Source organism: Pedobacter humicola (genome assembly GCF_056490705.1).
Map to the genome: position 1 here is coordinate 75,166 of NZ_JBWJIG010000010.1, position 20,722 is coordinate 95,887.

A 20,722-nucleotide genomic window follows, 5' to 3' on the forward strand; every position below is an offset into this window, starting at 1 on the left:
ATTTTTTGTTTGGTCAGGATTTGCAATCCGTTTATCACTATTTATTTGTCCCGCAGATTTAGAAGATTAACGCAGAATCAATTCAGTTATCCATCTTACATTTTCCATCAACTTAACCCAGAACATTTAATTGCTCCGGGTTAAATTTTAATCTTATAAATTATACATACCACCATCGGCAATAAGTTCTGATCCTAAAATGAAGGAAGAATCATCAGAAGCAAAAAACGCGATTGTTTTGGCGATTTCTTCGGCCTGACCGAACCTGCCCACAGGGATCTGTTTTACCAAACTTTCGCCCATCTGCTGTAAATCTTCATCACTTAAGCCTAATTTTTCGCTACTGTGCAACGGGGTGCCAACAGGACCGGGGCTGACAGCGTTAACCCTTATTTTCCTGGATGTTAATTCGGCAGACAGGTTTTTGGCCAAAGTTAACAATGCCGATTTGCTTGCGGCGTAAACTGTAGCACCAGCCATTCCGATATGCGCATTGATCGAAGTATTTAATACAATAGATCCACCATTGTTAACCAAAGGCAATAGTTGCTGTAAGCTAAAATAAGCGCCTTTAAAGTTGATGTTCATGATTTCATCAAACATTGCCTCAGTCATGTTCTCTAATGAATTGAATTTTCCAATACCAGCGTTTACTACAATAATATCAAGCGTTGGTGTGATCGTTCTAACCTGATCGGCCAATTTGGTAATTTCTTCCATATAGGCACTGTCGGAAATTATTCCATGTGCATTTTCGCCCAGTTGTGCTAAGGCATCTTTTACCGATTTTTCATTTCTTCCGGTGATGATTACTTTAGCACCCTGCGCTAAAAATTCTTGTGCTGTTGCGAAACCTATACCGCTATTTCCACCTGTGATGATTGCGGTTTTTCCTGCTAATTTTTTCATTATCTTTATGTATTAATAGGTCAAAGAGACGCTTAATCTGAATGCCCGTCAAGTATGTACTTTTTAGTTCGGTACGTACTTTTTAGTACGAAATGCTCCCAGATTCTTTAAACACCTTGCATCAAATTTTTATATGACAAAGAAAAGACAGGCCTATTATTCCTGCTCCATGGAGGCGGCCCTAAATGTGATAGGCGGCAAATGGAAGCTAACGATTTTAAACCGGCTCTTATCTGGCCCAAAGAGATATGGCGAACTTCACCGTAGTGTTGCGGGCATAACCGAAAAGATGCTTACGCAGCAACTGAGGGAGTTGGAGGAAGATCAGATCGTGGAAAGAAAAATTTTTCCTGTGGTGCCACCTAAAGTGGAGTATTCTTTTACCGAATCAGGAAAAAAACTGACAGATGTTTTTAAGGCACTGGAGATTTGGGGCAGTAATTTCCAGCACCGGATTAGTCCGATTTCTGGAAATGCAGATCACGACAATAGTTGTTACACTTTTAAGGATGAAGCACAGCTTGCCGAAATATCCATAACCCATCGCTAATGATAGGCTAATGTTTTATAATTCCGATATTAGCAGCTGCTAAACCTATCCCTTAAAATGAAACCCTACCTGCAGCTTTTTGATTTCTCGAAGAAAATAAACTACAAAACCGAAATTCTTGCGGGGCTAACTGTAGCCATGACAATGATTCCCGAATCGCTGTCGTTTGCTATTCTTGCAGGCTTCCCTCCCTTAACTGGTTTATATGCTGCATGTATAATGGGTTTGGTAACCGCTGTATTGGGCGGAAGACCTGGTTTGGTGTCGGGTGGGGCAGGGGCTACCGTAATTGTGCTCATTGCTTTGATGAAAACCCAGGGTATAGAATATGTTTTTGCTGCAGTGGTACTGGCTGGCGCAATCCAGATTTTAGTGGGCTTGTTTAAGCTTGGTAAATTTGTACGGCTGGTTCCACAACCCGTAATGTTTGGCTTCGTTAACGGTTTAGCTGTCATTATTTTTATGTCGCAGTTGGAGCAGTTTAAAACCCTGGTTAATGGGAGGGTTGAATGGCTCACTGGTACACCGTTATATATTATGCTGGCCTTGGTGCTGCTTACTATTTCAATTGTGGTAATCCTCCCTAAAATAACCAAGGCTATTCCAGCATCTTTAGTTGCCATTATTGTGGTTTTTATTGTGGTGCTGGGTTTTGGGATCGATACCAAGTTAGTGAAAGATATCGCTTCAGTTAAGGGAGGTTTTCCGCCATTTCATATTCCAGGTGTTCCGTTTAACCTAGAAACACTTAAAACCATCTTCCCTTACGCGCTCATTATGGCGGGTGTGGGGCTAACAGAAGGCTTGCTTACCTTAAACCTGGTTGATGAAATTACAGACACTAAAGGGAACAGGAACAGAGAAAGCATAGCGCAGGGAATAGCCAATATTGCGAACGGCTTTTTTACGGGCATGGGTGGTTGTCCGATGATTGCGCAAACACTGGTCAACCTATCGGCAGGAGCAAGGGCCAGGTTATCGGGTATTATTGCTGCGATAACTATACTGGTTATTATATTGATTGGTGCGCCTGTAATCGATCGTGTACCCATGGCTGCATTGGTGGGGGTAATGATGATGGTCGCCATCGGAACTTTTGAATGGATGAGCTTTAAGGTAATTAATAAAATGCCCAGACAGGATATTATGATCGGTATTTTAGTAGCAGTAATAACCATTTGGCTGCATAACCTGGCATTGGCCGTGTTAATCGGTGTAATTATTTCGGCGCTTGTTTTTGCATGGGAAAGTTCTAAACGGATCAGGGCCAGCAAACATATTGATGCCGATGGCTCAAAACATTACGAAATATTCGGGCCGCTCTTTTTTGGATCTGTTGCTGGTTTTAATGAGCTGTTCGATGTAGCGCAAGATCCTGCTTTTGTGGTCATTGATTTTAAACATAGCCGGGTTTTTGATATGTCGGGCATTGATGCTCTGAATAAACTAACCGAAAAATATAGCATCGCCAATAAAAAGCTTCAGTTGAAACACCTCAGTAATGATTGTAAACGTTTACTTATAAATGCTGATGAAATTATTCAGGTAAATATTATCGAGGATCCGGGTTACCGCGTGGCAACGGAGAGATAACCGCCGTTACTATTCGCTATTCTAAAAGAATAGCGCTGTCGTATTAGTACTATGATAAATCGTCATCAATCTAGAAAATAATTATTTTTTGTATTCACTGGCATCCGGTGGTTGATGTTCAAAGATTTAGTAAAACGTTTAACTAGAATGAAGCTTTACAACAGAAAATTGTTCAATTTATTGTAGTTGAGACCGAAAAATGTTGTTATGTGCTGTTATTTAGGATGTTAAATTATTAATAGATTTTATTAATATTTACTTTTTTATCTGTCAAACTGACAATTATTTTGATATAATTAAATATTATTGCTGTGTTTTATAAAAATTTCATAAAAATGACATTTTGTTGTTAAAACGATTTAGTATATATATATTTGATTTAACCAAATGCAAAATTTTATGAGAATCCCTAACTATTACTACCGAAGTACCTGTCTTTCTAACCTGAGACATATCTTGCCGTTTCCCAAAAAATAAGTTTTAGAAATCATTTTTTTTACCAATTAAAGATCCATTAACTATGCGATACTTATGGGCGTGCCTTGTTTTTTTTGCCGCGTTTACATTAAACGTTTTACCGACTTATGCAACGGGTAGAAAAATTCATAAAGGCCTAACAATTAATTACCTGACCCTTCAGGACACGACAAAAATCAAGATCGTAACCCTGAAAGATTCATTACGAAAAGACAGTTTAGACCAGATCAAGCAGAAAACACTTTACAATAAGCTATCTGGCGGTGTAAAGAAAGACACCAGAGACCTGGCGCTTTTCCCTGCAATTTCATTACAGCAAAACTTAAAGGGCAATTTTGCTGGTCTGTATATTCAGGAGCCATCAGGCGAGCCTGGATCCATTCAGAACATGTTTATCAGAGGGGCTGCAATGCCGCTATTGTCTAAAAAGGAATTATATGATGCTCAGCCATTGGTTGTGCTCGATGGAATCCCTTTGGTACGGGAGCATCCTTTTGCTTTTGATACACAGCAATTCGATTTTAACAGAATTGGCCCTGCAACTAATTTATTGGCAGGTATCGATATGAATAATATTGCATCAGTAGAGGTACTTAAAGATTTAGCATCAACATCTATTTATGGGCCAAGAGGTGTTAACGGGGTAATTGTTTTAACCTCTAAAACAGCTGCTGGTAAATATCGCTCCATATCTTTCAATTCATATATTGGGATGGTGCAAAAACCAACCGTAAATACCATTAATGGTAAATATGAAAATGAGTTCAGACAACGTTTTTACGATATCTATACCACTAACGGCAGGTATTCTGATGATGAGGAATATCCGGTATACTTAAGCGATTCGTTAAACAATGTATATAGCGGTAAATCAGACTGGACCGATTTATACTATAAAAATGCCTTAATATATGGCATTAATTTCTCACTTTCCGGTGGTACCGACCGGGCGAACTTTAGGTTTGCATTGGGCAATACCAAAAGCGAAGGTGTAGCAGATGACACGGGTATCGACCGTTACAGCGCTACTTTCAATATCAATATGAAACCAACCAAGTGGTTGTTGTTCTCCACAATGATTAATGCGAACCGTTTAAATCGCAATAGAAATAGAACCTTGCGTGACCGGTTTTCGCAACTTAATTATTTCCCTGATTTAAGCGCTCCACTTCCTCCCAATAAGGATTTCTATGGTTCTTATTTGCAACAATATACCAAAGGATTTGATGATAATAAAACAAACAGTATACAGGGTTATGCCAAATTGGAAGGAACTTTTGGCAAATTTAAAGTGGTATCGTCTTTTGACGCCGATTACAGCGAAGGCTACAGAGATGTTTTCTATGCCAGAACGCTTTTACAGGGAAACAGTTATGCATCCAATTACTATGGCTTTAGCCAAAGGTTAATGATGGATAACAAAGTGACTTACGATTTGAATCTGAATAAGGTTCACGATTTTCATTTTGCGTTAGGACAGTCTATGCAATGGGACATTTATAAGTATAGCAATGCTTATGCCTATAAAGGTGTTAACGATTATATCAAAATCAATTTACTCGATTCGAAACCTAAAAACGACGACGGTTCGGATAATGGAGGTTACCTAACTCCGGTTGCCTTCCCTAGAGAATTGACCTATCGCTTTATTGATAAAACAGAAGATAATTTATTGTCTTTTTATGGAAAAGCCGATTATTCATTTAACGAAAAATATTTCTTATCAGCGATATTACGTTTAGATGGTTCTTCAAATGCACAACCTACAAGCCGCTGGTTTTATTCGCCAACCATTTCTGCAGCCTGGAATATCAAAAACGAATTTTTGAAAGATAACAAACTGGTTGATGATTTGGTGCTGCGCGCAAGTGTTGGCAGAATGGGCCGTACCTTTAGTTATGACAATTATGCACAAGGCCCACAATATACAGCATCGGTTGGCTATACCGGTAACTTAACCGTTCCTGGATATAACGCATTTGGTGTGTTAACCCGTACTTACCAATTTGGTTGGGTAGGTTATGGTGTGCCTTGGTCGTACTCTGATCAAATTAATATTGGTGCAGATGCGGCGCTGTTAAAAAACCGTCTTCACCTTTCTGTCGACCTGTATAGCAAAACCGATAAAAACCAATTAATTGGTATTCCGGCTTATGCTGAATATGGATATAAACAATCTATCGAAAGTGGGATGTCTGTTAATAACATGGGCATTGATGTAACCATTAGCGGACAGGTAATTGCCAGAAATAAATTTTCATGGAATTCTGCCCTGAACTTTAACCACAACGCTAACGAACTTAAAGCATTGCCTAGAGGTTTAGATCAGCTGGTTGTGGGCAACAGGTTTTTGAAAGTTGGCCAGCCGGTAGATCAATATTGGTTATTGGTTAACAATGGGATCTATACTTCAGATGCTGATGTGCCGGTAGTTAACGGACAAAAATTAAAATATAAAGGAATTCCTTTAAAGGCTGGTGATCCACGCTGGCAAGATCAAAATGGTGATAATACCATTGATGATAATGATAAGGTGTTAAAAGGACATTCATTACCAACTATTGCAGGTGGTTTTGATAACAACTTTAAGTATGGGAACTGGAGTTTAGGTACCAGTCTTTATTTTAATTTAGGCAGAAAGCTGATCAATCAGGAAATGGCCAGCCGTTTCGATTTTGTGAACCGCGAGGGTAATACGGATATCAATTCTGTTAAGGAAATCACCTTCTGGGAAAAACGTGGCGATTACTCCAAATATCCGCTGTATAATCCTTGGAGTACAGTAATTCCATATCGTGCAGATCAGGATCTTTTCTTAGAGAATGCTTCATTTTTAAAATTAAGACAAGTATCATTAGGTTACGACCTGGGCAACTTGCTCATTAAGAAGAACATCAAGATCAATAAACTCTTCGTATACGGTGCTGTGAGTAATATTTTCACCATCACGCCTTACACTGGTCAGGATCCTGAACTGGTTAGCTACGATGGTATTGATACAGGTTATGGCCAGCCTATTCCAAGAACATATACCCTAGGTGTTAAAATGGAGCTATAAGATGAAAAAAAGAACTAACAACACATTAAGCGAGATGAAAAATATATTATACATACTTCTGGTTTCTGTGGTAGCCTTTTCAGGCTGTAATAAAGCTTTGGAAACAGATTCTACCAGAGTTGTGGGCGAAAAAAATGCCTGGAATACAGTGGAAGATGCCCGATCGGGAATTTTGGGTGTTTATGCTTTAACCCGGGCTGCTTTATCAGACAATAACGGTCACTGGATTTATGGGGATGTAAGAACAGGAGAGTTTTTAAGTCCAAAACGACAGGATTTAAAAGCGGTTATAGGCAATAATTTAAACGCCTCATATCCCGTATTGGAATCGTTATCTGATTGGACAAGGTTTTACGCCATTGTAAACGGCGCTAATGTTTTCTTAGAGAATATTGCGCATGTAAGAGAAACAGATAAACGTTACAGCAGCAATAACATGACTGTTGATATTGCACAAGCTAGATTTTTAAGGGCTTTTGCCTATTTCTACATGGTTAGGATCTGGGGTGATGTACCCTTTATTACTTCATCGGATGAAGGTAAATTTACAAATAAGCCCCGCGAAAGCCAGGCAAGGATTTTAGCCTGGGCCGAACAGGAAATTTTAAAAGCAGCAGCTGATATGCCATTTATTTATAGTGGTGGTGATGTACAGCAGCCGACAGATTATTACAATGAAAATTCGGGGCGCTGGGGCGGAGCTTTGGCAACAAAAGTTACAGCCTACGCGGTATTGGCACATTTAGCAGCCTGGAATAGCGATTATACCAGTGTAGCTAAATATGCCAAATTTGTTGAAGATAATTATGGCAGGAGTGCTGGTGGTTTTACCTCAACTAATGATTTATCAAATTCAAACGGATTTTTCTACAATAAAAATACCAGACAGATGTTTGGTTTCAACTCTGATTATGGGCATGTTGATGGTTCATCAACGGGGCATATTGAAGAGTTAACCTTAGCGGAGCCGGTTATGACTAAATCAATTCCAGATATTTACCTGCCAAAAGATTCTATTCTGAAATATTTCAATATTGCTAAAGATCAAAGATTTGCAGTTGATACTTTAGGACAGGCTAAATACGATGGGAGATATTTTACAAACCTGAACGGCAAGTATCCAATTTTCAGTAAAATCAAAGTCATTCAGGGTGGTGGAAATGATCCGAACTTCAGATATTTTACGAGTGCTTTAATTTTTACCCGCCTTGAGGATATTATTCTTTTGCGTGCTGAAGCATTATCGGTTTTGGGTGATCAGCTTGGTGCCATAAATGAGTTGATAAATGTTCAGGCAAGAAGGTATGAAGAAGGTACTGGATTCAGTTTCAATCTCGGTACGGACGATATTATAAAATTAATCTTCGAGGAGCGTCACCGCGAATTATTGGGTGAGGGCTCCAGGTGGTACGATTTGATCCGGTACAACAAGATCAAACAAAACGATGCCAAATTTATGAACCTCATTAACTCTGGTGGAATATATTGGCCAATATCAAGGAGGCTTATTTCTCAAAACAGTTTATTAACCCAAAATGCTTACTGGCGCTAATTACAGAGATATGAAAAATTCAATAAAATACATGGGCGCTTTAGCAATTTTATCGTTGCTAACGCTGATCAATTCGGCTTGCAAAAAGAACGGAGGATTTTATGATGCACCGGATCAGAATGTAACTTTTTCTGGAAATACTTATGAGTATTTAAAAAGTAAACCAGGAGTTTTCGATTCGTTAATCGTAGCAATTGATAGAATGGGCCTTAAAAAAACATTAACCGATAGTAATGTAACGCTATTTGCGGTTACCAACCCGAGCTTTCAACTGGCTTTACGAAACTTAAATACCTTGAGAAAGCAATCAGACAAGGATCCGCTTTTTTTAGCCAATATTGATGCCGTTCAGTTAGATACAATGACCTCTTATTATATTATCAGGGGCAAAAGACCTACAGATTCTTTAAAACTTCAGGATGGGTTAAACTTAACCAGTGCACATATCTCTTACCCGATGCATGCAAGCATTACCAACATTTCGGCTTCTGGCCAGGTAGGGGCAGGGCCTGCAATTATTAATTTTGACAATACCAAAAAAAGCAAGTTTGTACGCAACTGGGCAACCAGCACAACATCATCAAATAATATTAAAACCACAAATGGTATAGTACATGTAATCAGTGCCGATCACGTATTTGGTTTTAACGAATTCGTTACCCGTTTAACTTTTGTACCACCACCACCAAATTTATATCTGGAAATTGGCGGTATATTTTCATCTAACCGCGAAAATGGTGGGGGTATAACCAGTGGAGAAAATTCGAGGAAAGTAATTGACGGCGATGATCACACTAAGTTCTTAGCCGACTTACAGGGTGAGTTATGGATGAGGTTCGAACTTAACACCCCAGCGGTTTCATCAGTGTATACCCTAACCTCGGCAAATGATGCCAACGAAAGAGATCCAAAAGCCTGGACTTATGAAGGCTCTATGGATGGTACGAATTGGGTAGAACTTGATCGGAGATCTAACTTTTTCTTTGAGGAAAGATATCAGCAAAAGGTATTTAGATGTACAAATACTGTTGCCTATAAATTTTACCGCATTGATATCACCGAACTGAGAAACAGTGGAACGTTCCAGTTGGCGGAGTTTACCATAAATAAAACGAAATAGTGATGCGAAATAGAAACATTAAAATAAATACTCCAATGAAATCTATCATAAATAAATATTTTGCGCTCCTTTTACTTGCCCTCACTGTTTTTAGTAGCTGTAAAAAGATTTTCGACTTACCTGATGAGAAAGATTATATCAGCAATAATGTGAATTTTAGCAATAAAATTCTTGAACCTATAATTGGCCGGACCAATCTTATCGGTGGTTTTAACAGTGATAACTCAACCAATCCAATCACGTTTGAAATTGTAAACGTCAGGTTCGGTGATGGAAAGCCGGTGAGCGATCTTTTTACAACTGCGCCAACTTATGTATGGACTGCTCCTTACACTGGTTTGGAAAAAAGCCTTGCTGAAATTGAAGCGAAGAGAAAAATCGAGACACATTCCATATTTGAAATACGTTCGTCAGGTGAATTCATTTTATGGCCTTCTGCAACCAATCAGATATTGAAGCCACGGCCAACAGACAGTACAAACTATTCTCAGGATACCCGCTTTTTTGATGTGAAGGTTAAAAACACCGGTGGCGAAAGGCTGATCAAAGACTTTCAGATCCGACCTTTTAGAGAGCGTCCCTACGAACCATCGAATGATTTTAACGCCTATACTGGCTTACCAGCTCCTGATCCCAAATTTCCATTGGACAAAAAATTGAGAGATTACATCCGTCCTTATTTAAATAATGTTATCGGTGCCACTTCCAACTTAAACCTGGTAAGCAACAATGATAAAAAGGACGCAATTGTATATATCCGCCCATTTACTTCAGGTGGCAACGGTCACTCGCTGCGAATCGTGGTTTTGGGTAAAGATTCTTTACCGATCGATCCAAAATTCTTCAACGAAACGGTTTGGGATAAAATGATCCATGGCTTTAATATGCAAAAAACGGATAAGTATGTGCAGTACGATGTTGCATATCCTATCCCACTGGTCGAAATCCCAACATCTTACGCCACCGGAGGATCGAGAGCAAAAGCACAGTTGAGTTACTCCCGGCTTGGTTTTGGGGGCGGACGTACAGTGGCCAATTTCGGTATTGATTTCGCCATTTACAAAGCAGGTGACTGGGAAATAGTCTTTTATTTCAAGAATGAGAACCCAAAATTTGCTAACGAATAGTTGATCAATAAAGCTAATATTATGAAAAGAAATATACTTTTATATACATTACTTATTGTATGTATAATATGTGGTACGAATGCCTATTCGCAAGAAAAAAATATTATTGTAAATGGTAGGGTTTTAGATAAAGATACCAAACAAGGGGTGCCAGGCGTATCGGTTGTTTTGCAGGCCACCAATAAAGGCTTAACGCAAACCAATGGCGATGGAAAGTTTTCGGTTAACGTACCTGTTGGAGGAACTCTTTTATTTAAATTTTTAGGTTACAACACCCAATCGGTTAAAATTACCAATCAAACAAATATTACAGTTACTATTGGCGAAGACCGCAAAGATCTGAGCGAGGTAATCATTGTAGCCTATCAGAACAGACCAAAAGAAACTACTGCCGGATCGGTAACGGTGCTTACCGGAAAAGATGTATCTGATATACCTGTTTCCAATATAGAAACACTTTTACAGGGTAAAGTTCCAGGATTAAATATTCAGAACAATACAGGTGCGCCGGGTTTCAGGGGATCAGTACAGCTCCGTGGTTTATCAAGTTTAAGTATTTCTGGTAGTGGTAACGATTCGTTTTTACAACCTACCTCGCCATTATATATTATAGATGGTGTGCCTTTGGATGCCGATAAAGCAGCCGAGTTTGGTTTTCAGACACAAGGCCCTGGCGTAAGTCCGCTATCATTGATCCCTCAGGAGGATATCGAAAATATTCAGATCCTGAAAGATGCGCAGGCAACTTCAATGTATGGATCGAGAGGTGCTTATGGTGTAATTATCATTACTACAAAAAGAGGTAACTCGAAAGTGCCGCGTATTAAATACGTATCGAACTTTTTCGTTAATGCACCGCCTAAACTACGCGAAACATTAGGTGGTAATTCAGAACGTCAATTGAAGATTCAGCAGATTATTTTAAATGCCCAAACCATTAATCAGATCAGAGGGATTAGCAATACACCTTTCCTTGCTGATAGTTTAAATGCATACTGGAACAATTCTACCGACTGGCAGGATGTATTTTATCAAACTACCTTTAACCAAAGTCATAACCTGGCCTTGGATGGTGGTGATCAGAAGTTCAATTATAAAGCCAATATGGGCTATTACTCCGAAAAAGGGGTAATTAAAAACACGGGTTATAACCGTTACAATCTGAACATGAACATGGAGTTTAAACCGAATGATAAATTTAGATTCTTCGGTTTTGTTAATGGCTCGGTAGGTAAACAGAATAAGGGTAATGGTGCCGGCTTACTTCAATCGGGTGTAGCTGCAAATGGACAGGCATCAACACTTTTGCCTCCACCATCTTTTTATCAGGCATCGGGCGGGGTACTATCGGCTTTGCAAACACTGAATGATAACAATTCCAGAAATTTAAGAGCAAATATCGATGCCCGTTACGAATTTATACCAGGTTTTGCAGCATCTTCAACCTTAAGTTATGATTATACATCGGATACTGAAACAACATTTACGCCTGCTGCAGCCAACGGACAGTTTGCCAAACTTTATGATTATAACGGAAGAAATTTCCAGTTGTATAATAGAAATGCAATCACCTATGCTAAAACATTTGGCGAAAAACACAATTTCTTTATTAACACATTTAACGAAATTTATAAACAAGGCTCACAATCATCAATAACCCAACAAGAAAGAATTCCAAATGACCAATTACAGGGGCCTGTAGGTTACGATGGTTATTACTCAAGAGGTGGTGGTGTGTTAAGTAGCTATAAAAATGCTACCATTGCATCTTTTGCAGGTTCATTATCTTACGATTATGACAAAAAATATGTTGCCGAATTCTCTTATCGTTTAGATGGTACATCATCAAGCGGTTTGGAAAATCCATATTCTAAAAACTCTTCAGTTGGTTTGAGGTGGAATTTTAATAAAGAAAACTGGTTAACCGATCAAAAATGGTTAGACTATGGTAGTTTAAGATTAACATGGGGCCAAAATATTGTACCAACAGGTAATCTTCAAAGTATTTATGGTATTTATAACCTAAATGGAAGTTACAACAATACGCAGACCATTGGTATTAACTACGATTTAATTCCAAATCCGGCACTAAAGCCAACCACTACAAGCCAGTACAATCTGGGTTTTGATATAGGCTTCCTGAACAGATTCTCAATTGTTGTGGATACCTATTTTAAAAAGGTAGATAATTTATTGTTCGACCGTATTCTATCAAATACTACGGGCTTTAATAAATTGTCGAGCAACGATTTGGGTATTGCCAATTACGGTACCGAAATCAGCTTAAATGTAAAAGCCATCACCAGTAAGGACTTTGATTTATCTTTCTCCATAAACGGAGCGTATAACCGCGACGTGCTGTTAAAATTACCAGAAGAGTATAATGGGCAATATATCCGCTTTGATGGTTCCGGTTATCTGCAACATAATGTTTTCCGTGTGGGCAGAAATACCCTATCAAACTATTTGAGAATTAACCAGGGGGTTTACAGTACTGATGCCGATGTACCTGTAGATCCGGTTACCGGAAAAAGATATCAAACCAATAATACCTTCTTTTATGGGGGCGACCCGATCCTGAAAGATGTTAACGGAGATTATATCCTGGATGGCAGAGATTACGAAATTACCGGAAACTCACAGCCATTGTTTACAGGTGGGTTATCATTTACCATGAGGTATAAAAACTGGGGTTTAAATGTGTATGCAAGTTATACCGCAGATAGAACAATTTTAAATAATGCCCTGGCCGATCGTATTGCCATCATGAGAGATCCGTTTGCCTTAAATGCAGTAGTACCTTTAGGTGATTTGAATATCTGGCAGGGACCTGGCGATGTAGCTAAATACCCATACCCTTATGATTTTTCACGTTATGGAAGTATTCAACCATTAAGAGCCGATCAAACTTTATGGCAAGAAAGTGGTTCTTATTTGAAAATCAACAACTTAACACTTTCTTACATGTTCGACAAGAAGTTGATACGCAGATTCGGACTTGCCAATTTAAGGATATTTGGCTCAACCAATAACCTGATCACATTTTCTAAGTACAGTGGCCCGAATCCAGAAAACGTAACCGCATTAGGTCGCGATATTTCTAACGGTTATCCTGTGCCACGTACATATAACATTGGTTTAAACTTAGAACTTAATACAGGCAACTAAAAATATTTATTATGAAAAAAGTTATCATTTACACTTTAGTTATTGCAGCATCTTTTTGCTTGCCTTCATGTAAAAAGTTTTTAAACATACAGCCTTTAGATAAATTAACGGGAAATAACTTTTTCCAATCTAAGGACGACGTGGTGGCCAATATTTATGATTTATCGAGGATTGTTTTCAGCAAAATAAACGAAACACATTATATCGGTGCTGTTGGAGAATATAGATCGGGAGAGGTGCTGCACGAAAGCCAGTCTGATAATGCGCCATCACGCGAATTCGTTGAATATTTAGGTAGAAACGATCTATTAAATCTGATCAGGAGAGGACAGCCCTGGGATTATTACAACTTTGACAGGATAACCAATTGGTCAAGTTATTACAGGGCCATTCAAGGCGCTAATATCTTAATCGCAAAATTAGATGAGGGAATACCAGGCGTTAGCGATACGGAGAAAGGCCAGTTCAAAGCTGAGGCTGCGTTTATTCGCTCACTTTGTTACTTTACCATGGTAAGGTTGTATGGAGATGTGGTGTATTATACTGATGCATTTCACTCTGCATCATTACCTCGTGAAAATTTTGTCTCGGTACTCAATAAATGCATTGCCGATTTAGCTAGTCACAAAAATGAAATTCCATATACCTATAACGATCCGGCTTTAAAGGGCGTAAGGGCAAGCAGGGGAAGTATTATTGCCTTAATGATGGAAATGAATATGTGGAATGCAGGTTTTGACGGCGCTAATGCAAATAAATATTATCAGGCTACTGCAGATTTGGGTAGAGAACTGGTTCAGAGTAATGCTTACCGCTTATTACCCCTTTCAGAGTGGTCAACGGTGATCAAGGGCCGTTCGGATGAAAGTTTATTTGAATTTTATCAAAGTATAAACTATGGTGATGCGGTACTGAACGTTGCACCAATTGCCGATATGTTTTTGCATTACCCCTATAAAAGACCAGAGTATACCCACCGCGTAAGTTTTGCTTACTACAGGGGAGAGTACATGCAGAAACTTTTTCAGGATGGTAGTGATAAAAGGATCACAACTTGGTTTAATGAAGATATTTTTGCCGACAACGGAAAGTTCATGTTGTTAAAATATGCGAAGAACTCTTTTATTGTCGGTGAAGAAGACGCCAATCCTGATAATACTTTTATGATTTTTAGGTATGGTGGAGAACTCCTACTGGCTGCAGAGGCTCTCGCAAATATAAATGAAGATCGCGAAGCCATAACACTGGTAAACCTGGTAAGAGGTCGCGCTGGCGCATCTCCATACACCCCTTCAATGGGCGACCTTAAAGAATTTATTTTTTACGAACGCTCTAGGGAGCTTATCGGCGAGGGCCATCATTACTTCGATTTGGTAAGAACAAAGAGAATTTTAAATAGTCAGTATTCTTACAATGTACTTACATCAGATAAATTTAGTCGTGGTGCCTGGACCTGGCCTATAAGCTCAGATGCACTGAACAACAATCCGTTCATGAAACTAAATGATTATTGGGTTAATGGAGGTAATTAATTATTATAATAAAAGACATATGAAAAAGCTAATTTTTGCTTGTGCTGCCCTGTTAATTTTATTAAATGCTTGTAAGAGGGATGAGTATTATCGTGACGGGGGATTAGCCGACCCTAATTTTAAAGGCAACATGCTTCAATATTTACAGGCTAAAACAGTTCCTTTTGATACCGTAGCTAAAATTGTAAAACTTGCGGGTTTAGAAAGCACATTTTCTAATGACGACTTTACTTTTTTTGCGCCTGATGATGAGGTAATCAAAAAAACAATTGGAACGATTAAAACGGATGGATTAAATGCATTCCTTTTTTATGCAGGAAAAGACACTGTTAAAACTTTAGACCAGATTAGTCCGATAATCTGGAAGAGGTATTTGCAACGCTACATGTTTAAGGGAGTGAATAGGTTAAAGGATTATCAACAGATAGATTTTGATGTGAAGAGTGTGTATCCTGGTGGCTTATACTATTCTCTTGCAGGTAATATTTCTAATATTGGGGTAACCTATGCTACCGCAAACAATATCAAATACATTGGATACCGCCAGCTCAATTTGACTTACATACCTGATGCTTCAAAACCAAATGATAATTGGTATATCAATAAGGTATCATCATCTGATATCAAACCCACCAATGGTGTAGTACATGCCTTAGCTTATAATGATATTGTTGGTGGTGCTTATTTTGGTTTTAACCGAAATGATTTTTTTAATGATGTATATTTTAGTGGTTTGGCGCCTTCTGATCCCTCAAAATAAGTCATAATTGGTTTACCTCAAGAAATTAAATGATGAAAAAAATTAAATTTATATTCGCAATAATCGCTTTGATTGCTTTTAGCTTTCAAGGATGTAAAAAGGCAGACGAAGTGCTCCCAGATCCTTACGCTGATGCAAAACCACCTCTGGGCGTGACCATTTCGCAAACCGATATCCCTGTACCGGCAATTGGACTGGTGGGTACAACTGTAACCATCAAAGCTACTGGTTTTGATAAATATAAGGATCAGTTGAGCTTTATGTTTAATGGCGAAAAAGCCGAAGTAGTGAGTGTTACCGCTACTGAAATAAAGGTAAAGGTTCCGGAAAGTGGAAGTACAGGCGTAACGTCAATTGCCATTGGCGATCAATTATTTATTGGCCCAACGTTTACCGTAACCGGGCTTATTCAAATCGACCCTACATTCAAGGCGATAGCCGGAACCAATGGTTATGTTAGCCAGGTGTACGAAATGCTTGATGGAAGAGCTATCGTGGTTGGTAATTTTAATAACTTTGATAACAAAGGCGGGGTGGTTCCAATCAATAGAATTGCCAGAACATCAATCGATGGAGAATACGATCGGACTTTCCGTACAGGAAAAGGTGCGAATGGCAGTTTGTCTAGGATTTTAGAAATTGGTGGCCGTTTTATTATTGCCGGAGGCTTTAGCGGATTTAACCAGCGTACTGAAAACATCAGTAACATCACCAGTTTATTTACCAGTGGTGCAATAGACACGATAAAAATCCAAACCAAAAGAAAGCCAACGCTTACTGATACGGTTACGCAGAAATGGTTTCCAAAATTTAATGGTGGTACCAATGGCTTTATTAACCGTGTATATGCCCATAAAGGAAAAATTTTAGCAACAGGCGATTTTAGGTACTATGTAAAAAGAACCTATGATCAGTTTAATTATGATTTCTCAAGAGATACTGTCATATTAGATAGCACTGAAATTCGTCAGATATTGCGCTTTAATTTAGATGGTAGCCTTGATAAAACATTCCGTTTTAACACCACTACCAATAAAGGGAAAGAAAGTGCAAATGGACCTATTGATACTTATATGCATACGGATGCCGAGAAATTGGAAAAACTGGTTGTATTTGGGAGCTTTAATACATTTGATGGTCAACCGGCTAATCGTATTGTTCGTTTAAATCCCGACGGAAATATCGATCCTTCTTTTACGCCGGGTTCAGGTGCAGATAATACGATTGCTTCGTGTACCTATAATACGACGACAAAAAAATATGTAATTACCGGAATCTTTACACAATACAATGGCAAACCAGCACCTGGCTTGGCAGTTTTAAATGATAATGGAACGCTAGATGAAACATTTGCTTCCAGCTCATTTGAAGGCGGTTTTCCTGGTTTTGCAAAACAGCTGAATAATGGATTGATTGTAGTAAGCGGATATTTTATAAAATACAATAACATTACCAGAAATGGTTTTATGGTGCTAACACCAACAGGATCATTGGCAAAAGGGTACAATTCTACCGGTCCTTTTAGCGGTAGTCTGTCTGATGTGATCGAAACCAAATCGGCTGATGGTAAAAAAGCTTTATTGTTAATCGGTGGCTTTAGTCGTTTTGATAATTTACCCTATTACAACATTATTAGGGTAACCATCGAATAGTGGAATAAGCTAAGCAAAATATAAATTAAGACGAGTATGATGAAAAAATATAAATTATTGATTGGCTTAATCGCAGCAATAATCACCACGGCCATATTTTCCTGTAATAAGGAATTCGACAGAACGGTTGGAGACAAGAATGCCAACGATACCACAACCGTTAAATACGGAAACCGTAAGGTACTCTATTTAGTTGTTGATGGAGCAAGAGGACAATCTGTATTAGATGCCAATACACCCAATATAGATGCGATTTTACCACACGCTATCTATAGCTGGGTAGGTTTAAGCGATCCTGATGCAACTGCAAATGCAACAAATTGGGCAAACATGTTAACAGGGGTTAAAAAAGATAAACATAAAGTTACCACTGATGACTTAACCAATAACGACCTGCAGAATTATCCGGTTATCTTCAATAGAATTAAAGAGACAAACCCAAATTCGAAAATTGTTAGCTATACCTCGTCAACAGTTTTTAAATCGTTAACAACAGGGGCTGATGTGAGTAATTTGGTGGCAAATGATGATGCAGTTAAAGCAGGCTTGATCAGCAATTTAACAAGCGATACATCAGCTGTCGTTGTAGGCCACTTTACAGGAATTAATGCCGCAGGAGCTGCTGCCGGGTCTGGTTATGATGTTTCTTTTCCTGCTTATAAAGCAGCTATCGAAAAATTCGATACCTCGGTAGGCGAAATCTTAACTGCATTAACAAAACGCCCAAACTACAACAATGAGCAATGGTTGGTAGTGATCGCATCAAGTGCAGGCGGGGCTTATACTTTACCTCCAAATGCCGACGATCAAACCATTTTTAGTCAAACTAAAGCCAATTCATTTGTAATTTACTATGCGCCAACCTATAGCAAAAGGATTCTGACCAAACCATTTACGGGTAACAGGTACTTAGGCAAAACGATCCGTTTTAAAGGGCAGGACGTTAGGGCACAAGTTGATGCTGCTGACGCAAATGTTTATAATATAGACGATACCACAAAAGTAACCATAGAACTTAAGGTTAAAAAGAACGAAGACAAGTTCTTTTGGCCGAGTGTTTTAGGCAAACGTAACGAGTGGTCGGGTGGTCACCCAAGTGTGGGTTGGGTGATTTATCTGGAAGAAGACTATTGGTATTTTGAATGGAGAGGGACTAAGGATGGGGATTATCATCAGTGTAGAGGTGGAAGTTTCGCCAAAGGGAAATGGACAAATTTAACAGCCAAAATAGAGGTGCGCAATGGACAAAGATTTGTTCGTACCTACACCAATGGCGGTTTTAACAATGAGGTTGAAATCACCGGCTCAGGCTCGTTGGCAAATTCGAACCCTTTAAAATTGGGATTTCTAAATGGAAATGGACACGGAGAGCCCGATGTATATGTAAGTGATATTCGTTTTTTTAAATTTTCTGTTCCGGATGGAATGATCAGCAACTATGCCTGTCAAACTTCAATTGATCAAAGTCATCCATACTTTAATTTCCTGGTAGGGTATTGGCCTGCAACTGATGGGAATGGCGATATTATGGCTGATTTAAGTTCTCAGGCGCACGACTTTAAATTTCAGGGAACTTATAACTGGGAAAATTTTAACGATTTAATCTGTCCACCGGCACCAGAAACGCTGGCCATATTTGTTCCGCAAACGTCAGATATACCCGCGCAGATTATAAACTGGTTAAAAATTGCCAATAAACAGGCCTGGAGACTCGATGGTCGGGTTTGGTTAGATCAATAAGGATTAGCTGATAATTTAAAATAGCATAAAATGAAAAAAATTATATACATCGCATTGGTAAGTTTAAGCATCATTGGTGTTTATTCTTGTCGGAAATCACAAGTAGATGATTTGAAATTACCAGATGCTGCCGTTAGGAGTATAACAGGGGAAGGTATTGTAGCCGGAAATGTTTCAATTGACAATGAATATGTTAAAGTTCCTTTTAAAATCTCTTTAACCGGGGTTGCAGAAGAAGCCTTTCAGGTAGGTTTAACCTTAAATAACGATACCGTTACGCAGTTAATTAATAATGGTACAATTACCAACGGTTTACTTATGCCATCTGCTGGTGTAGAGTACCCTAACGTCATCAATGTTGCCTATGGAACCGATAACAGCGAAGGAGTAGCCATCGTGCGTCGATCTGTATTGGAACGTAATTATGGTAAAAAGGTTGTTTTTGCATTAAAGCTGTCGGCGCCGGGTAAAGGAAATAAAATCGCAGCAGGTAAGTCGACGATTTTGGTTATTGTGAATACCGCCGATTTATTAAAACCCACCGATATACACTATTTAACATTAAAAGGTGGCGGTATTTACAATGTGGTTTATAAAGGCGACTACATTGTAGGGCCAGCTGGCGTAACCATTCCACTTGTTGTAAGTTTAGAGAATCAGCCATCAACCGCATTCAATATCAAAATTAGGGATAATGTAGATACCATAACCACTCTAGTGGGTAATGGCACCTTACCTGCAGATGCAATCCATTTGGCAGCAAAAGATTATACACTTGATACACTGGTTCGCTTTGCAACTGGGGCATCAAGTTCTATTGTCAGACTTCAGATCCCATGGCCTGTTTTTGATGCCAATATTGCGGCAAATAAGAAATTTGCATTTGCCTTAAATATTAGCGACGCCACAAACCATGTGATTCATCCTACCAAGAGCAAATTAATTGTTGTGATAGATCCTAATGTAAACTTAGATAATAACTCTTACATCACCGGAAAAGGTACTGGTTTAACAGCAAAATACTATACCAATACGCAATTGGATCCTGATGATGGACGTGCACCCTTCGTAACCAGAGTTGATGAACAAATTAATTTTGGCGGTGATGATTGGCCAGACAATGTAAAAAATGCTAGCGGAACGCAGTTAAGCCGAGATAATTTTGCTACTAAATGGACCGGAGAGTTTTTAGCCCCAGTTAGAGGTGATTACATATTTTATCAAACGGAGTGGGACGATGGGGCAAGATTATATGTAAACGGTGTAGCCCTGGTAAATGATTATACAACGCAGTGGGATAAGCCATCCAGGAATGCGACTATCCATCTGGAAAGAGGAGTGAAATATAAAATAGAAGCTCATCATCGTGAAAACGTGGGTGGACAGCAGGCAAGACTTAAATACGAAGTTCCATCTGCGGGTATTAATGGGGCACGTGTTGTCCCAAAATCTCAATTATTTCCAACACCTTAAATATTAATAAG

General features: G+C 38.8%; 13 protein-coding genes. 12 read left to right on the forward strand and 1 reads right to left on the reverse strand.

Going from position 1 to position 20,722, the window contains the following annotated elements:
* Window positions 1-153: 153 nt before the first annotated feature.
* A complete protein-coding gene (locus tag AC04Q1_RS16215; RefSeq protein WP_478365626.1) occupies window positions 154-909 on the reverse strand; it encodes an SDR family oxidoreductase in 756 nt (251 codons plus the stop codon).
* 133 nt (window positions 910-1,042) lie between these two features.
* Here AC04Q1_RS16215 and AC04Q1_RS16220 point away from each other — a divergent pair, with 133 nt between their 5' ends.
* The 12 genes from AC04Q1_RS16220 (at window position 1,043) to AC04Q1_RS16275 (ending at window position 20,711) form a co-directional block, all read left to right on the forward strand.
* Complete coding sequence (locus tag AC04Q1_RS16220) at window positions 1,043-1,459, forward strand: winged helix-turn-helix transcriptional regulator (RefSeq protein WP_478365627.1); 417 nt, start codon at window positions 1,043-1,045, stop codon at window positions 1,457-1,459.
* A 57-nt stretch (window positions 1,460-1,516) separates the two neighbouring features.
* Window positions 1,517-3,052: a SulP family inorganic anion transporter gene (locus AC04Q1_RS16225; RefSeq protein WP_478365628.1), complete on the forward strand. Its 1,536-nt coding sequence runs from the start codon at window positions 1,517-1,519 to the stop codon at window positions 3,050-3,052.
* 520 nt (window positions 3,053-3,572) lie between these two features.
* Window positions 3,573-6,587, forward strand: coding sequence for a SusC/RagA family TonB-linked outer membrane protein (locus AC04Q1_RS16230; protein ID WP_478365629.1), 3,015 nt, complete (start codon window positions 3,573-3,575; stop codon window positions 6,585-6,587).
* 1 nt (window position 6,588) lies between these two features.
* Window positions 6,589-8,139, forward strand: coding sequence for a RagB/SusD family nutrient uptake outer membrane protein (locus tag AC04Q1_RS16235; protein ID WP_478365630.1), 1,551 nt, complete (start codon window positions 6,589-6,591; stop codon window positions 8,137-8,139).
* A gap of 10 nt (window positions 8,140-8,149) precedes the next feature.
* Window positions 8,150-9,259, forward strand: a complete 1,110-nt coding sequence (locus AC04Q1_RS16240) for a fasciclin domain-containing protein (RefSeq protein WP_478365631.1) — start codon at window positions 8,150-8,152, stop codon at window positions 9,257-9,259.
* A 35-nt stretch (window positions 9,260-9,294) separates the two neighbouring features.
* Window positions 9,295-10,386 (forward strand): DUF5007 domain-containing protein, encoded by a 1,092-nt coding sequence (locus AC04Q1_RS16245; protein WP_478365632.1) that lies wholly within the window; start codon window positions 9,295-9,297, stop codon window positions 10,384-10,386.
* Between the two features lie 21 nt (window positions 10,387-10,407).
* Window positions 10,408-13,554, forward strand: coding sequence for a SusC/RagA family TonB-linked outer membrane protein (locus tag AC04Q1_RS16250; RefSeq protein WP_478365633.1), 3,147 nt, complete (start codon window positions 10,408-10,410; stop codon window positions 13,552-13,554).
* Between the two features lie 11 nt (window positions 13,555-13,565).
* Window positions 13,566-15,086, forward strand: coding sequence for a RagB/SusD family nutrient uptake outer membrane protein (locus AC04Q1_RS16255; protein WP_478365634.1), 1,521 nt, complete (start codon window positions 13,566-13,568; stop codon window positions 15,084-15,086).
* Between the two features lie 19 nt (window positions 15,087-15,105).
* Entirely contained in the window at window positions 15,106-15,846 is a 741-nt protein-coding gene (locus AC04Q1_RS16260) for a fasciclin domain-containing protein (RefSeq protein WP_478365635.1), read from the forward strand.
* Window positions 15,847-15,875: 29 nt separating this feature from the next.
* Window positions 15,876-17,498 carry a DUF5008 domain-containing protein gene (locus AC04Q1_RS16265; protein ID WP_478365636.1) on the forward strand — a complete coding sequence of 541 codons (1,623 nt, stop codon included), beginning with the start codon at window positions 15,876-15,878 and terminating at the stop codon, window positions 17,496-17,498.
* Window positions 17,499-17,534: 36 nt separating this feature from the next.
* Window positions 17,535-19,238, forward strand: a complete 1,704-nt coding sequence (locus AC04Q1_RS16270; RefSeq protein WP_478365637.1) for a DUF4983 domain-containing protein — start codon at window positions 17,535-17,537, stop codon at window positions 19,236-19,238.
* A gap of 30 nt (window positions 19,239-19,268) precedes the next feature.
* Window positions 19,269-20,711 carry a PA14 domain-containing protein gene (locus AC04Q1_RS16275; RefSeq protein ID WP_478365638.1) on the forward strand — a complete coding sequence of 481 codons (1,443 nt, stop codon included), beginning with the start codon at window positions 19,269-19,271 and terminating at the stop codon, window positions 20,709-20,711.
* Window positions 20,712-20,722 lie beyond the last annotated feature (11 nt).

What these genes read in the sequence shown, in the direction of transcription:
- AC04Q1_RS16215 (WP_478365626.1), bottom strand. Translation starts at nt 909, where the DNA reads ATGAAAAAATTAGCAGGAAAAACCGCAATCATCACAGGTGGAAATAGC.
- AC04Q1_RS16220 (WP_478365627.1), top strand. Translation starts at nt 1,043, where the DNA reads ATGACAAAGAAAAGACAGGCCTATTATTCCTGCTCCATGGAGGCGGCC.
- AC04Q1_RS16225 (WP_478365628.1), top strand. Translation starts at nt 1,517, where the DNA reads ATGAAACCCTACCTGCAGCTTTTTGATTTCTCGAAGAAAATAAACTAC.
- AC04Q1_RS16230 (WP_478365629.1), top strand. Translation starts at nt 3,573, where the DNA reads ATGCGATACTTATGGGCGTGCCTTGTTTTTTTTGCCGCGTTTACATTA.
- AC04Q1_RS16235 (WP_478365630.1), top strand. Translation starts at nt 6,589, where the DNA reads ATGAAAAAAAGAACTAACAACACATTAAGCGAGATGAAAAATATATTA.
- AC04Q1_RS16240 (WP_478365631.1), top strand. Translation starts at nt 8,150, where the DNA reads ATGAAAAATTCAATAAAATACATGGGCGCTTTAGCAATTTTATCGTTG.
- AC04Q1_RS16245 (WP_478365632.1), top strand. Translation starts at nt 9,295, where the DNA reads ATGAAATCTATCATAAATAAATATTTTGCGCTCCTTTTACTTGCCCTC.
- AC04Q1_RS16250 (WP_478365633.1), top strand. Translation starts at nt 10,408, where the DNA reads ATGAAAAGAAATATACTTTTATATACATTACTTATTGTATGTATAATA.
- AC04Q1_RS16255 (WP_478365634.1), top strand. Translation starts at nt 13,566, where the DNA reads ATGAAAAAAGTTATCATTTACACTTTAGTTATTGCAGCATCTTTTTGC.
- AC04Q1_RS16260 (WP_478365635.1), top strand. Translation starts at nt 15,106, where the DNA reads ATGAAAAAGCTAATTTTTGCTTGTGCTGCCCTGTTAATTTTATTAAAT.
- AC04Q1_RS16265 (WP_478365636.1), top strand. Translation starts at nt 15,876, where the DNA reads ATGATGAAAAAAATTAAATTTATATTCGCAATAATCGCTTTGATTGCT.
- AC04Q1_RS16270 (WP_478365637.1), top strand. Translation starts at nt 17,535, where the DNA reads ATGATGAAAAAATATAAATTATTGATTGGCTTAATCGCAGCAATAATC.
- AC04Q1_RS16275 (WP_478365638.1), top strand. Translation starts at nt 19,269, where the DNA reads ATGAAAAAAATTATATACATCGCATTGGTAAGTTTAAGCATCATTGGT.